Genomic DNA, 15,974 nt, shown 5'->3' with positions numbered 1-15,974 from the left:
TCAAATTGAGGTTTGATCACATACCGTTTAATGCTTAAATGAATCCTACAAAAAATTTATTATAATTATATATGAAACCACAATAATCATAAGTTATTTTTGACAAGAATTATGATAAAAATAAACATTGATGTGAAATTTCGTTACCAGATAACTTGATAATCAACTTTCATATGGCTTGACAACAATACATAAAACGAATACATTAGTAGCAAAAGTAAGTGATATATTAGTATACCAAAAGCAATTTTTTACTATTATTAAAGGAGTGATTAATATGGTTAAATTATTAGATGATTATCTCACAGACAAACATTTATTTATTGAAAAAAATATCAAAACACCAAATTATGATTCTCAAACCATTACCCATAACACTTTAGCCAAGCCAACTTGGGTGCATTTTGGTGGTGGTAATCTTTTTCGGTGCTTTCATGCTAAAATTGCCCAAGATTTATTAAATCAAGATCAACTTAATAGTGGTATTATTGTGGCAGAAACTTATGATGAAAATGTAATTGACCAAGTTTACGACAAATATCATAATCGGATTTTGAGCGTTACCATGAAAGCTGATGAAAGTTTAGAACAAGAAGTTCTTGCCAGTGTCGCCAAAGCATTGTATTTTAATCAAAATAATCAAAGTGGCTGGGAACAATTAACTGATATTTTCACCAAACCATCTCTACAATTAGCGACCTTTTCTATTACAGAAAAAGGCTATTCTTTAACCGATATTAATGATGAATTAACGCCAGACGCCAAATTAGATATTCAAAATGGTCCAAGTAATCCCACTACTAATATGGGCGCTGTGGCTCATTTACTACTGGCTCGTTATCAAGCCGGCCAACTACCGATAGCCATGGTTAGTACCGATAATTTCTCACAAAATGGCCTAAAATTAGAAACTGAAATTTTAAGAATTGCCAACGGCTGGTTAAATAACAAATTTGTGGATTCCGGTTTTATTGACTATTTGAAGAATCCACAGAAAGTGTCTTTTCCATGGACGATGATTGATCGAATTACCCCTAATCCATCCGAAAAGGTAGCAGCACAATTAAAAGCAGAGGGTTTTGAAGATACCAACATCATTCACACACCCAAACACACTAATATTGCTCCTTTTGTGAATACTGAAGAAACCCATTATCTTGTGATTGAAGATAATTTTCCTAATGGTCGTCCTCCTCTGGAGCAAGCGGGTGTAATTTTAACGGATCGTGAAACAGTAAATGATGCTGATCAAATGAAAGTTACGGCTTGTTTGAATCCATTGCATACTGCACTAGCAATTTTTGGTTGCTTACTAGGTTTTAATTCCATTTCTAGTGAATTAACTGATGCTGATTTAAAAGCCTTAATTAAAAATTTAGGTTATGGTGAGGACTTACCAGTCGTTCCAGATCCTAAAATTATCAATCCCAAACAATTCATCGATGAATTAATTAATAAGCGTTTACCAAATAAAAATATTCCAGATACTCCACAACGGATTGCTAGTGATACTTCCCAAAAAATTCCAATTCGTTATGGTGTGACATTACAACGCTACATTGATGACCCTGATCGTGATCCGCGGGATTTGGAATTTATCCCGTTCATCATAGCCGGTTGGTGTCGTTATTTAATGGGACTTGATGACCAAGGCAAAGCTTTCGAACAAAGTCGTGATCCATTATTGGAAACTTTAAAACACTATTTAGTTAAAATTCAATTAGGTAGCCAAAATAATGATGTTCATCAAGCTTTAAAACCAATTTTAGAGAATCAGAGTATTTTTGGTAACAATTTATACGAAATTGGCTTGGGCGATAAAGTTGAAAATTACTTTACAGAAATGATTAGTTCCCAAGGAGCAATTAGAAAAACGTTGCATGAAACAGTCACTAATAAAAGTTATTAATTTGTAAAATATAATATGACAAAGGATGTTTGATATAAATGAAAAATATGGGTTTTCGCTGGTTTGGTTCTGATGATGATTCAATTAAGTTACAAGATATTCGTCAGATACCCGGAACAACTCAAGTAGTTGGAGCGTTATATGATGTGCCCGTAGGTGAAGTTTGGCCAAAAGACAAAATCAAAAATCTCAAAGACGAAGTCGAAGCTGCTGGGTTAAAATTAGAAGTGATAGAATCGGTTAATATTCACGATGATATCAAGATTGGTTTACCAACTAGAGATAAGTATATTGAGAACTACAAAGAAACCATTAAAAATTTATCTTACTATGGTATCAAAGTTATTTGTTATAACTTTATGCCCATCTTCGATTGGGTACGAACTAACCTTCATTATCAATTAAAAGATGGTTCTCATGCTTTAGCTTTTGAGCAAAAATACGTCGAAGGTAGTCCTGATGAAATTGCAGCTGCTGTGCAAAAAGACTCCAACGGTTATATCTTACCCGGCTGGGAACCTGAGCGTTTAGCGGAAGTTAAGCATCTCTTCGAATTATATAAAGATGTGGGCACGCAAAAGTTAACTGACAATTTGAAATATTTCTTAGATGCTATCATTCCTGTTTGTGAACAATATGATGTTCGCATGGCCATGCATCCAGATGATCCTCCCCGCCAATTATTCGGACTACCGCGGATCTTTAAAAACCGGGACGATATGTTAACCATTGAACAGCTATATGAATCAAAATATAACGGCTTTACTATTTGTACAGGCAGTTTAGGTGAGAATCCTAACAATGATGTTCCTGCCATTATTAGAGAATTTGTTCCCAAAGATCGTGTGCCTTTCGTTCATGCACGTAATATTAAATTTATGGGGAACAACGGTGATTTTCATGAATCACCGCACCTGTCTTCTGAAGGTTCTCTAGACATGTATCAAATTATGAAAGCTTTGTACGATACGGGATTTGATGGTTATATCAGACCGGATCACGGTCGCGATATTTGGGGTGAACAAGGACGCCCTGGATATGGATTATATGATCGTGCTTTGGGGATTACCTATCTCAATGGCTTATGGGAAGCAATTAACAAAGATCACAAATAATTTACTGATTACTAAAAGTGGTGGATAGATAATTCTTAAGGATTACTATTCATCACTTTTTGCTATTTTCAGAACCCAAAACTCAAAATCATTAATTTTATAAAGATTATTAAGGAGAAAATATTATGATACCAGACCTGAAAATTCAATATGCACATAGTCCACAAGATATAGACCATTACAATACCAAACAAATGCGAACGGAATTTTTAACCGAAAAAATTTTTGTTCCCGGAGAGATTCATCTAACTTACACTTACAATGACCGAATGATTTTTGGTGGCGTTTATCCTACCAATAAACCTTTAGAAATCGTTCTAAGCAAAGAATTGGGCGTTCAATATTTTTTGCAACGCCGTGAACTGGGCTTTATTAATATTGGTGGTAGCGGTTCAATCACCATTGATGGTCAACAGGAAAATATTACCCCTCATGATGGTTATTACATTGGAATGGGCACTAAGCAAATTATCTTTGCGTCAGATAATCCAAATAATCCTGCTAAGTTTTACGTAGTTTCTACCCCAGCCCATCATGCTTATCCCAATAAAAAGCTGCCTTATGCAGATTCTCTTGCTCTGCCTAAAGGTGATCAACAACATATGAACAAGCGGATTATTCATAAATATATTGATGCATCGCAAATGAAGACCTGCCAGCTACAAATGGGCTACACAGTTCTTGAATCTGGAAGCTCTTGGAACACAATGCCTGCTCATACTCACGCTCGGCGTATGGAAACCTACTTTTATTGCGAATTTGCCTCCAAAGATACACGTGTTATGCATATTATGGGGACACCTGCTAATACAAAACATATTTGGTTAGAATCCGAACAAGCTGTTGTTAATCCTAGCTACTCCATTCACTGCGGTGTTGGGACTGAAAACTATTCATTTATTTGGGCTATGTGTGGCGAAAATCAAACGTATGATGATATGGATCAAATTAAAATGCATGATTTACGTTAATTGAGCAATATAAAACGTTTTGTAAGAAAGTATTGCAATAATACAATTGTAAACAATTAGCATCTGAATCTTTACACAAATTAGCAATAACTTTTTTCATTAATTCTGGATCATAGGAACTTTATTTTAACTATCTTTAAATCAAAAAAGCCAACTTCCAACGTTTACCAATTATGGCAAGCTTTCGAAGTCGACTTTTTTAATTACTTTTCTTTTTGTGAACGTGCAATTAATTTTTGGGTAATTTGCTTCAAGGTGGGTTCAAACAGAGATTGTTTCGTAATTTGGTTTTGAGTAATTTGTTGCTGCCACCAATCATTTCGAATCACTTGCACCTGCGACAAAACCTGCTGTCCTGCTTTAGCTATCGAAATAATATTCCGCGTATGATTTTGATCGGAAACTTCTTGGGTTACATATTTCAACGCTTTTAGACGTTGTATTTCCCGGGTAATTTGGCCCTTACTAATCAACAATGTTTTGGCAATATCATTTTGACTTTGGGATCCTGTTTTACATAACAAAACTAAAATATAAGCACTCGTGGCATTCAAATGTAATTGTTGATAGGCCGCATGTGTATCTCGTAAAAATGCCCGGTGAATCACAGAAAAATATTGTGCGAAATCTCCCGGATAAAATTTATCAGTCATCTTTTTTAATTACCTACCTTTAAATTTAGTTTACCAGATTTTTCACGATTTATTGACAGATTTTTGAATTAGCTCACTTAATTTGAAATTTTTCAAAGAAAAAATTACAACCAAATGTGAATTTAGCTAACCACTTTTGTTACAAGTAATTGGTAATTTTTTTGAATACTATTTCACTAATTAAATTAAATATTTTTTGCAAAAAGTGATTGACAATTTTTTCACAAAGAACTATTGTTGCATTGTGAACGTTCACTACTTAACTTTTACAAACAAAAGGAGATGACCTTAGTGATTTCTACTTTAATTAGCGCCTTATTACCTGTAGTTGTCACTTTAATGCTGGGCTATTATGCCGGCTTTCGCCAAGATTTTAACGGTAATAGTGCGACTGAAATTAACAAATTAGTCATGAGTTATACTTTGCCGCTCAGCCTATTTGGCGGCATTGTAGCCACTAATGGCCACATTTTATTGCAGAATGTGCAAGTTGCATTATGGATTTTTATCGGAATGGTTGGCGGTTATGTAATTGTCCTATTAGTATTACGCTACTTGTTTAAAAATAGCCTCTCACTTGCAGCACTGAGAACTTTAGCTATTACTGGACCGGCAATTCCCTTCGTGGGTCCCACTGTTTTGGGAGCTTTATTTCCAGACAAAAGCGCCCTTTTAGTTTCAATTGGTGGTTTAGTCATGAACATTATTCAAGTGCCGTTAACCGTGATTTTACTTTCCAGTGATTCTAATCAAAAGATCAGCTTAGGCACTAACTTAAAAAATGCCTTAAAAAAACCAGTGGTCTGGGCCCCAATTTTGGCGTTTATCTTAGTCATGTGTGGCCTCACTATTTCTCCTGATTGGGAACGTTGCTTCTCTGTCTTAGGTCAAGCTACTGGTGGTTTAGCACTCTTTTCTTCAGGAATTGTGCTCTTTGAGAAAAAGCCTAAACTATCATTACCGGTTTGGGGCAACACGTTAACTAAAATCGTGATTATCCCCGCAATTATGTATCTACTCATGAAGTGGTGCCAAGTAGCACCGCAGACATTAAAAGAATCTCTAGTTTCCCTGGGCATCCCCACCGCTGCTATTTGTACAATCTTTGCTAACCAATATCACTTAGCCGAGCGCGAGATGGCTTCAACACTGTTCTTAAGTACCGTTTTATCAGTCATCACCTTAGGTTTTATTATCGTATTTTTAGGCATTTAATTTAATCAATAAAGGAGTTTATTCCAATGAATATTGCACAACAAATCGTTCAAGTTTTAGAAGATCGGGGCGTCAAATATGTTTTTGGTATCCCGGGTGAAGAAAATATTCGCATCGTCGATGCTATCCATGATTCAGATAAAATTCAATTTATTTTGGTTCGCCATGAACAAGGTGCTTCATTTATGGCTGACGTCTACGGCCGCTTAACAGGGCAACCAGGCGTTGCTACCGCTACCTTAGGACCGGGCGCAATTAACTTACTTTTAGGTGTTGCTGATGCCCAGACCAACTCGACACCACTGATTGCGATCACTGCCCAAGGTGGTTTGAATCGAATTTATAAAGAATCACACCAAGTGATTGACTTAAGAACTATGTTTCAGCCAGTGACCAAGTGGTCCGAAAACATCTATGAAGCTCAGGCCGCTCCAGAAATCATCAACAAAGCCTTTAATCAAGCTGTCAATGGTCGTCCTGGTCCCGTTTATGTGGGCATTCCCCAGGATATTGAACCGCAAAAGGCCGTGCCTAATATTCCCCTAGCTGCTTCCACTCCCGCTAATCAAACTATCCCACAAACAACCGATTTAAAGGCCGCTGCTGCTATTATCAAAGCAGCTCAACATCCGATTGCCTTAATTGGCATGGGGGTCATTCGCGATCACGCTAGTCAAGTCGTCAATGATTTCATCAAACAAACTAATTTACCAGCAGCCACCACTTTTATGGGAAAAGGAGCCATTGATGATCGTTTACCATCAGCTCTCGGTGTCATTGGTTTCATGCGCCACGACTATGAAAACTTTGCTTACGATCAAGCCGACGTTATCATTACGATTGGTTATGAACTATCAGAATTTGATCCTAGCCGGATTAATCCACAGGGTGACAAACAGATTATTCATTTGAATGATTTTCAAGAAGATACCGATGCGCATTATACCGTTAGTCAAAATTTAATCGGTAATTTAAAAGCTACTGTTCCGTTATTACAGGCTGAGCTCACTAACTTTCAAGTACCTGCCTTAAAAACTACGATCAAAGAAGCTGTGCAAGCTGAATTAACTTTTGGTCAACAAGAAAGTCAAGTTCCCCTCACTCCCCAACAAATTGTCACTGCTACTCGTGAAGCCGTCGATGACCAAGGCATTGTGTTAGTAGATACTGGTGCTGTCAAAATGTGGATGGCCCGTCTCTATCAAAGTTACACGCCAAACTCTGTGTTAATTGATAATGGTTTATCGACAATGTCTTGGACTTTACCAGGAGCTATTGGTGCCAAACTTGCTTGTCCTGACCAAAATATTTTAGCAGTTATGGGCGACGGTAGCTTTTTGATGAACTCGCAAGAACTAGAAACTGCCGTACGTTATCAAGTCCCAATGACCAACTTAGTCTGGGTTGATCAATCTTACGGCCTAATCAAATGGAAGATGGATATGGAATTAGGTCATCACTCCGAGGTTGATTTTAAAAATCCCGATTTGATTAGCTACGCCCAATCATTTGGTGCCAATGCTCATCTAGTCCAAAGCCGGCAAGATTTAGTACAAACCTTGCAAGCTAGCTTAAATAATCAACAAGTCAATGTTATTGTTTGCCCTGTTGATTACTCCGAAAATATGAAGTTAATTGACAAACTCGGTCAAGTTACGATTTCTCTTTAATAAACAGAAAGTAGGCAAAGTTTTATGAATGAATTTAGTATCAAACCCGCAATTACTAGTGTGCCTGATTTACCCACTTTATTTCAAGAATTACAAGTGGGTCAACATGATTTGCTCTTAACTAATCAGTATATTATTGAACCCCATTTGGACCTCAATCAACTTCCACTCGACGTGGTTTATCTCGAAAATTATATTCAGGGTGAACCCACTGATCAAGCGGCCGATCAATTACTACAACAAGTCAATACCAAAGATTATGATCGCATTCTTGCTATTGGCGGTGGTTCCGTGATTGATAACGCTAAATTACTGGTTTACGGTGCTGGAGTTAATATGCAGCAAATTGCTGCAAACGGCGCTAATTTAACTAAAAAGCGGCAATTGATTATTGTGCCAACGACCACTGGTACCGGCAGCGAAGTTACCAATGTTGCCGTCTTCAACTTTTTAGCTAAACAAACTAAAGTTGGCTTAGCCTACCCGCAAATGTATGCCGATCAAGTTTATCTAGTGCCGCAATTAGCGAAAACTATGCCTTATAAAGTGTTTGCTACTAGTTCCATTGATGCGTTAGTCCACGCAATTGAATCTTACTTGTCACCCAAAGCTACTAGCTTTAGTAAACTGTTTTCTGTGCAGGCTATGACAACAATTATTCAAGGCTACAATCAAATTATTATCCAACAACAAGTCGGGCAAACACCTCAAGGTCAATTACTCTTAGACTTTTTAGAAGCCAGTACTATGGCCGGTGTAGCCTTCGGCAATGCTGGTTGCGGCCCCGTTCATGCTCTAGCATACCCGATCGGAGCAACTTATCATATCGCTCATGGCCAATCCAATTATTTAGTATTTAGTGGCACCTTCAGAAAATATCAAGAATTGGGAGCTGATTTATCTGCTTTAGAAAATATTTTAGCAACGGTTTTACCTGTTGCTCCTAAAGCTACGCTCTCTGAACTAGAAAAACTAATTGACCAAATTTTACCCAATCAAAGTTTAAGTCAAATTGGCATGACTGAACAAACTTGCCAAGAGTTTGCCCAATCAGTGATGGACAATCAACAACGATTAATGATTAATTCCCCCATTACTTTAACTCAACAAGATGTCTGTGATATTTATACTCAATTACTTTAATTTTCTAATTAATTTCAGCAATGCTCGGCAATCTAACATGATTTCCGAGCATTTTTTGATCTTATTAGCTAATAATTAAAATTCATTTAAAAGCATTTTAATTTTAGGCTGCAATAATCAACATTGTTATATCAAAGTTTTTGCGACTAACTCCTTGCTTTTTAATTAGCTTTAAATTAGAATTGCGTTAATTTAAAGTTAAAGGAGTGCTACTTATGAAAAAAATAGCTTTAATTGGCCTTACTTTACTCACCAGTTTTGGATTAGTCGGTTGTGGTCATAAGAATGCAGATGCTAAAAAAGAAATCGCCATTGGAACATCAGCTGAATTAAGTACCGCCGACGTTTCATTAGCCATGGATAATGAATCTGCCGAAGTGGCCGAACAAGTCAATGAGGGACTTTACAACTTCAATAAAAAAGGCAAAATTATCCCCGCACTGGCCACCGGAATGCCTAAATTATCGAACAATCAAACTACTTATACCATTAACATGCGCCATAACGCCCACTGGAGTAATGGTAAACCTGTCACCGCCCAAGATTTTGTTTATGGCTGGCAACGAACTGTCAATCCCAAAACCAAATCACAGCAATCTTACTTTTTAGAAAATGTTAAAAATTATCAAGCAATTAATTCCGGCAAAATGAGCCCACAAAATTTTGGCATTAAAGCTACTGGCAAGTATCAACTGCAAATTCAACTAGAACACGCCGTCCCATATTTTCCATCAGTTTTAGCCATGAGCGCCTCCTTCCCTCTTTACAAACCATATGTCCAAGCCCAAGGTAAAAAATACGGTACCAGTTCCAAACATACTTTATATAACGGTCCCTTCACTCTCCAAGACTGGGACGGCACCAGCGATACTTGGTCTTATGTCAAAAATCCGCATTATTGGGATCAAAAGCACGTCCACTTGGACAAAATTAAAGTCTCTGTGATCAAGAGTCAAGATACTGGTGCTTACCAATTTGAATCTAAAGAATTAGCCATGGTACCTTTAACTGGTCAAGAAATTAAAAATCACGCCCAAAGTAAAGCTTTATATGTCCGCAAGTTACCCGGCACGCAATATTTAGAATTCAACAATAAGCGTAAACTCTTTAGTAACGAAAAAATTCGCCAAGCCCTGGCCATGGCCATTGATCGCCAACAATTGACGAGCAAAGTTTTACAAGACAAATCAGTACCAGCCACAGGGTTCGTTCCTACCGGTTTCAAAAATCCGCAAACTCATCAAGATTTTGCCAAACAGGCTGGACAATTAACCCAATATAACGTCAAGCAAGCGCAACAATTATGGCAAAGTGGACTCAGCGAACTGGGATTGAAATCGGCTAGTTTTACTATTACATCTAGTAACGATGATCAGACTAAGAAAGTGGACGAATTTTTGCAGTCACAATTACAAACCCACTTACCCAAACTCAAAGTTAACGTCAAACCAGTCCCGTTTAACAGTCGCCTAGCCTCTTGTGAAGCTGGCAATTACGACGCCGTCATCAATGGCTGGACACCAACTTTTGCCGATCCGACAGATTTCTTAAATCTTTTAACAACAGGTAACAAAAATAATGAAGGCAAATTTAGCGACAGCCAATATGATCAGTTAGTCAAGACTGCTAATAATCAATATGCTACGCAGCCACAACAACGTTGGAATAATCTGCAAGCCGCCAACAAACTAGTTGTTCAAAAAGCGCCAGTCGTTCCCTTGTATTACCTATCTCTTGTTTATTTGATTAACCCCAAACTCAAAGGTATTGTGATGGGACCTATGGGCTTTCCATATTACAAAAATGCCATCATGAACTAATTAAATTCATTGGTTAATTAAAATAAAATTACCAATTGACCAAAAGATATTAATAATAAAGACTATTTTCAATTAATTTAACTGCGTTTTAGCACACAATCAAGATTGTTGATTATACAATCCGATTAGCTGAAACGCAGTTTTTTTATGAAGTATAATGCTTAGCCAAGGTCGTCTAGGCATGAATATTCAGTCACTTAGTCAAAAAATTATTAGCCAAATTATTATTATTATTTTTTAAATTTCTGAATTTAATTTTTAAAAACTTTTTTACATTTATTTTTAATTTTAGTTTGCAATTAAATTAATGTCGAATTAGAATAAAATTAATTTCTAAATTATTTAAGGAGGGATGTTCATGAAGAAAATCTATTTAATGGGTTTGACCTTACTTAGTAGCCTAAGCCTTGTTGGTTGTGGTCATAATAATGCCACCAACAAAAAAGACATTTCCATTGGGACTTCCGCAGAGTTAAGCACTGCCGATGTTTCACTGGCGATGGATAATGAATCTGCCGAAGTTGCCGAGCAAGTCAATGAGGGCTTATATAATTTCAATAAAAAAGGTGAAATTATTCCAGCATTAGCCACGAGTAAGCCGAAATTGTCAAACAATCAAACTACTTATACGATTAACATGAGACATAATGGTCACTGGAGCAACGGCAAGCCTGTGACCGCGCAAGACTTTGTTTATGGTTGGCAACGGACTGTTGATCCCAAAACTAAATCACAGCAATCTTATTTTTTGGAAAACGTTAAAAACTATAAAGAAGTTAATAGTGGTAAGTTAGCCCCGAGTAACCTCGGCATCAAAGCCACTGGTAAGTATCAACTGAAAATTCAGTTAAATCAAGCCGTGCCGTACTTCCCATCCGTTTTAGCGATGAGTGCTTCGTTCCCATTGTATAAACCGTATGTTCAAGCTCAAGGTAAGAAATACGGTACCGATGCCAAACATACTTTATATGATGGACCGTTTGTCTTAAAAGATTGGGATGGCACTAGTGACACTTGGTCCTATGTCAAGAATCCCCATTATTGGGATAAAAAGCACGTCCACTTGAACAAAATCAAAGTCTCCGTTATTAAAAGTCAGGATACCGGTGCTTACCAATTTGAATCCAAAGAATTGGCAATGGTGCCCTTAACCGGGCAGGAGATTAAAAATCACGCTAAGAGCAAATCATTATATGTTCGTAAACTTCCGGGAACTATGTATCTGGAATTCAATACTAAACGCAAATTATTTAGTAATGAAAAAATTCGCCAAGCCATGTCCATGGCTATTGATCGCCAACAACTGACCGGCAAAGTTTTACAAGATAAATCAGTTCCAGCTTCTGGCTTTGTGCCAACTGGTTTTAAAAACGAACAGACTGGTAAAGATTTCTCCAAAGAAGCAGGGCAATTAAACCAATATGATGTTAAACAAGCTAAGCAACTCTGGCAAAGTGGGTTGAGCGAATTGGGACTCAAATCGGCTAATTTCACTATTCTTTCTAGCAACGATGATCAAACTAAAAAAGTCGATGAATTCTTACAGTCACAACTGCAGACGCATCTGCCTGGTCTCAAAGTTTCAGTCAAATCAGTCCCATTTAATAGTCGGTTATCATCCAGTCAATCCGGAGATTTTGATGCCGTCATTAATGGTTGGACACCAACCTTTAATGACCCTACTGACTTTTTGAACCTCTTAAAGACCGGCAACAAGAACAATGAAGGCAAATTCAGCGATAGTAAATACGATCAGTTAGTCGACAATGCTAACGGACAATATGCTACACAACCACAACAACGTTGGGATAGTTTGCAAGCTGCTAATAAGATGGTGGTTCAAAAAGCGCCCGTCGTTCCTATGTATTATGTCTCAATGGTCTATTTAATTAATCCAAAATTAAAGAATGTTGTCATGGGTCCCATGGGCTTCCCATATTATAAAAATGCCTACATGAAATAAAAAATAACTATTAGGAGTAAATTCAATTATGAAAATTTATATTTCTACTGATGTCGAAGGTTTAGCAGGTATTACTGATTGGAACATGGACGATCACGATACTGCCAAGTTCCGGAAGCTTTATAACGAACAAGTTGCTTGGACCCTTCAAGGCATTCAACAAGCAACGAACAACAGTCAAATTGATGAAATTTTGATTTCTGATTCGCACGCCAGAGGTACGAACTTAGATTATGACTATTTATCAGATATTGACGACCGGATCTCTTTAATTAGTGGTTATCCGCGTGAAGATTATATGATGAGTGGCTTGGATGATTCCTTTGACCAAATTTTCTTTGTTGGTTACCACTCAGGAATTGGTAAATTACACGGCAATATGGATCATAGTTACAGTGCCCGTTCTGCTTATAATGTCTGGATTAATGGTCAATATCAAAACGAAACGACTATTAATGTCGCTTATGCTAACGAATTGGGTGTTCCGGTAACTTTAGTCATTGGTGACTCGGCACTTAAAGAACAACTCGTCGACGAAAAAATGTGTCCAACTCCTAAAGTAGTTGTTACAAAAAAATCCTTAAATCGCTTCTCCGCGATGAGTTATCCGCGCAAACAAGTTAAAGCTGATATTATCAATGGTGCCAAAGAAGTAATTGACAATCCGGCGCCTTATACTGCTGTGCAACCATTAAGCACACCTTTAACTTTAAAGATTCAATTAGCTAATACTGCTAAGGCAGATGCCGTTGAACAAATGCAAGATGTAACACGCGTTGATGGGCGCACAGTGGAAGTTCAATGCCCATCCATGAAAGCTCTGTTAAATGAAATTATTGCCATTGTTATGTTAGCTGGTACTCAAGACTAATTAGGAGTAGTGTAAATGAAAGAAAATCAAGAAATTGAACTAATTAAACATTTTTCCAATTTAAATGGTGCTTCCGGTTTTGAAATGGAAGTCGCTAAATATTTTCAAGAACAAACTAAACCCTTTGGGCAAACCAAAATTGACGGAATGTTTAATAGTTACGTCAGTCGCCAGCAAAATACTGGCAAACGCCCAATGATTCAAATGGATGCACATGCCGATTCGGTCGGTTTTATTGTTCAAGCCATTCGACCAAATGGTTTAATTAAATTCGTACCGTTAGGCGGTTGGGCTCCAACTAATATTCCAGCTATGCGGGTGCGGGTTTGCAATCAAGACGGTCAATATATTAAAGGTGTCGTAGCCACTAAGCCACCACATTTTATGACTGACGCCGAACGTAACGCTGTGCCCCAAATTGCCGACTTATCGGTTGATGTTGGTTCCACTAGTCGTGAAGAAACTATTAATGACTTCAAAATTAACACTGGTTGTCCGATTGTGGTGGATGCTGATTGCGAATACTTTGACACCACCCGCATGTTCTTCGGCAAAGACTTTGATAATCGCGTTGGTGCCGCTGCTTTAGTTGCCACTTTATCTGATTTAGCTGATCAAGATTTAAATGTTGATTTAACCATGGCTTTGTCAACTCAAGAAGAAGTTGGAACGCGCGGGGCTGAAGTTACTGTGCGTAACATTGACCCTGACTTGTCAATTGTCTTTGAAGGTTGTCCATGTGATGATACTTTTACGCCTGATTGGTTAGCGCAAACTGGTCTCAAACGCGGACCAATGCTCCGTGATATGGATACATCCTTTATTGCTAATCCATTATTTGAACAATACGCTGATGATTTAGCTACCAAAAATCATATTCCGCATACTCGTTCGGTCCGGACCGGCGGCGGTGTTAATGGCGCTCCGATTTTATACTATCGCGGAGCTCCAACTATTGTCATTGGCATTCCAGTGCGCTATGAACACACAGCTTTCAACTGGGCAAATCTTGATGATTTTGAAAACGCCGTTAAACTAGCCGTCAAGATTATTGAATCAATTGACGAACCAACGATTAACAGTTTTAAGGGCGAATAAATTGTAAAATACCTCTAAAAAAATATCCATGATTGAATGTTCTGAGTTAGTTAATACTAATGAAATTCAATTAATGGATATTTTTTATTTGTAATTGTTCCAATTATTGCTTTACAAGATGATTAACGACAAAATCAACATCATTATTACACCAAAAAACATTGGTACCCAAGTGCGTCTAATAATTTGTAAAGGTGCCAACTGAGTTTCACCTGCAACAATCAAGACTACTGCCGCTACGGGCGAAACTGCTCGAAACAAATTGCCTGCTAATTGCATCGGTACCGATAATGCCATTGGCGCAATCCCAGCGGCTTTAGCTAATGGCACAATTAAGGGAATCATCGCAAAGATTAAGGCCATACCACTGCCACTTAGTAAAACAATTACTGCTGTAAAAATAACCATAATGACTGGCAGGATAAAACCAGCTCCTGTTAAATGGTGCATCATCGTTTGGATCAGATTGATTAAGCCCATAGAAGTCAAACCTTGGACAAAGACCTGTGCTGATACTAACAGAGCTACCACACCCATTACGTTGCCCATCCCATTAAAGAACGCATTAGTTTCCTTGAGCACACTTTTTATTTGCCGCTTTTTACAAAATTCAACAAAGACCGCAATTATAAAACTCATAATTGAGACGACCTGAACACTTAAAGTCAATTGGTGTTTCAGTCCTAAATTGATAAAAAAGACAACTAATAATAAAATAATTGGCAATAATGGTAAGATTCCATAAATCAAGCGCCAGCCCCCAGAATAATCTGGAACTTGTTGAACCTCTTTGACCTGATTGGGGTCTGATCTTTGCGCCAATTCCGCTGAATAAGATAAATTTTCTGGATACTTTTTATCCTGATATTTTTGCCAAAAGTAATGCACGACTGCCATCGCTAAAATAGTCGGAATAGAGATAATAGCATGGTACTTAAAGACATAGGTACTAACCGGTAAGTGCAACTGAGCTGCTACAGCCACATTATCGGCCCCTAAGGGCGTGGGGACAATGGTCGCAGAAGTAGCAATCACAGCCGCCGCGCTAAACCTGGACATGCCCGCAGTTCTTAAAACTGGATATAAAGTTGCTAACAGAATAATGGCTAAATTAGCAGCACTGGGAATAACTAAGGACATGAGGGTGCCTAATAAAAAGACAATTGGCACTAAGATATACACAGATTTAATCTTTTTAATGGGCTTACTTAAGGCATCAACAGTTACTTGATTAGCTTGGATTTGGTTCATATAAGAACTATAGCCACCCAATAACAAAATCACAAATCCTGGACCCACCAAAGTGTTACTAAATTGATCAGCTAATGATTGAAACGGATTGAGCCACACATTTCCCGTTGGCACAGTAACTTTGACTTTTTGTCCCAATATAAGGGCAACATACATCAAAATTAGCCCCAACAGTAATAATGTCATTTTAATATCGTTCTTCTTAATCAACATATAAACTAAAATACTGACTGCGATTAAACTAATTAACAAGATTAGAATAGTTTGCATTAAGTCTATCCCCCATAAAAACTAA

The 15,974-nt window shown here is 37.6% G+C and carries 12 protein-coding genes; 10 read left to right on the top strand and 2 right to left on the bottom strand.

Going from position 1 to position 15,974, the window contains the following annotated elements:
• The first annotated feature begins 277 nt into the window (after positions 1 to 277).
• The 3 genes from AC3B5B_RS05840 (at position 278) to kduI (ending at position 3,995) form a co-directional block, all read left to right on the top strand.
• On the top strand, positions 278 to 1,909 hold the full coding sequence (locus AC3B5B_RS05840; protein WP_489769592.1) for a mannitol dehydrogenase family protein: 1,632 nt from the start codon (positions 278 to 280) through the stop codon (positions 1,907 to 1,909).
• 38 nt (positions 1,910 to 1,947) lie between these two features.
• Positions 1,948 to 3,024: a mannonate dehydratase gene (uxuA, locus tag AC3B5B_RS05835; protein ID WP_489769591.1), complete on the top strand. Its 1,077-nt coding sequence runs from the start codon at positions 1,948 to 1,950 to the stop codon at positions 3,022 to 3,024.
• Between the two features lie 125 nt (positions 3,025 to 3,149).
• On the top strand, positions 3,150 to 3,995 hold the full coding sequence (kduI, locus tag AC3B5B_RS05830) for a 5-dehydro-4-deoxy-D-glucuronate isomerase (protein WP_489769590.1): 846 nt from the start codon (positions 3,150 to 3,152) through the stop codon (positions 3,993 to 3,995).
• Positions 3,996 to 4,198: 203 nt separating this feature from the next.
• Here kduI and AC3B5B_RS05825 read toward each other — a convergent pair whose 3' ends face one another.
• Positions 4,199 to 4,648 carry a MarR family winged helix-turn-helix transcriptional regulator gene (locus AC3B5B_RS05825; RefSeq protein WP_489769589.1) on the bottom strand — a complete coding sequence of 150 codons (450 nt, stop codon included), beginning with the start codon at positions 4,646 to 4,648 and terminating at the stop codon, positions 4,199 to 4,201.
• Positions 4,649 to 4,939: 291 nt separating this feature from the next.
• On the opposite strand from AC3B5B_RS05825, the gene AC3B5B_RS05820 reads away from it, so the two are divergent.
• The 7 genes from AC3B5B_RS05820 to AC3B5B_RS05790 all read left to right on the top strand — a co-directional run bounded on the left by AC3B5B_RS05820 (position 4,940) and on the right by AC3B5B_RS05790 (position 14,428).
• Positions 4,940 to 5,863: an AEC family transporter gene (locus AC3B5B_RS05820; RefSeq protein WP_489758224.1), complete on the top strand. Its 924-nt coding sequence runs from the start codon at positions 4,940 to 4,942 to the stop codon at positions 5,861 to 5,863.
• A 26-nt stretch (positions 5,864 to 5,889) separates the two neighbouring features.
• The gene (locus tag AC3B5B_RS05815; protein ID WP_489769588.1) at positions 5,890 to 7,533 is read left to right on the top strand and encodes an acetolactate synthase large subunit; all 1,644 of its coding nucleotides are present in this window, start codon (positions 5,890 to 5,892) and stop codon (positions 7,531 to 7,533) included.
• A 24-nt stretch (positions 7,534 to 7,557) separates the two neighbouring features.
• Positions 7,558 to 8,676, top strand: a complete 1,119-nt coding sequence (locus AC3B5B_RS05810; RefSeq protein ID WP_489769587.1) for an iron-containing alcohol dehydrogenase — start codon at positions 7,558 to 7,560, stop codon at positions 8,674 to 8,676.
• Positions 8,677 to 8,891: 215 nt separating this feature from the next.
• Positions 8,892 to 10,496 carry a peptide ABC transporter substrate-binding protein gene (locus AC3B5B_RS05805; RefSeq protein ID WP_489758221.1) on the top strand — a complete coding sequence of 535 codons (1,605 nt, stop codon included), beginning with the start codon at positions 8,892 to 8,894 and terminating at the stop codon, positions 10,494 to 10,496.
• Between the two features lie 358 nt (positions 10,497 to 10,854).
• On the top strand, positions 10,855 to 12,459 hold the full coding sequence (locus AC3B5B_RS05800) for a peptide ABC transporter substrate-binding protein (protein ID WP_489769586.1): 1,605 nt from the start codon (positions 10,855 to 10,857) through the stop codon (positions 12,457 to 12,459).
• A gap of 28 nt (positions 12,460 to 12,487) precedes the next feature.
• Entirely contained in the window at positions 12,488 to 13,330 is an 843-nt protein-coding gene (locus AC3B5B_RS05795; protein ID WP_489769585.1) for a M55 family metallopeptidase, read from the top strand.
• A gap of 15 nt (positions 13,331 to 13,345) precedes the next feature.
• Entirely contained in the window at positions 13,346 to 14,428 is a 1,083-nt protein-coding gene (locus AC3B5B_RS05790; protein ID WP_489769584.1) for a M42 family metallopeptidase, read from the top strand.
• Between the two features lie 111 nt (positions 14,429 to 14,539).
• Here AC3B5B_RS05790 and dcuC read toward each other — a convergent pair whose 3' ends face one another.
• A complete protein-coding gene (dcuC, locus tag AC3B5B_RS05785) occupies positions 14,540 to 15,949 on the bottom strand; it encodes a C4-dicarboxylate transporter DcuC (protein ID WP_489769583.1) in 1,410 nt (469 codons plus the stop codon).
• Between the last annotated feature and the right edge of the window lie 25 nt (positions 15,950 to 15,974).

The sequence above is a fragment of the Bombilactobacillus sp. ESL1187 genome, from assembly GCF_058107155.1.
The sequence above is the reverse complement of the archived record's forward strand: the minus strand, read 5'-3'. Positions and strand labels throughout refer to the sequence as shown.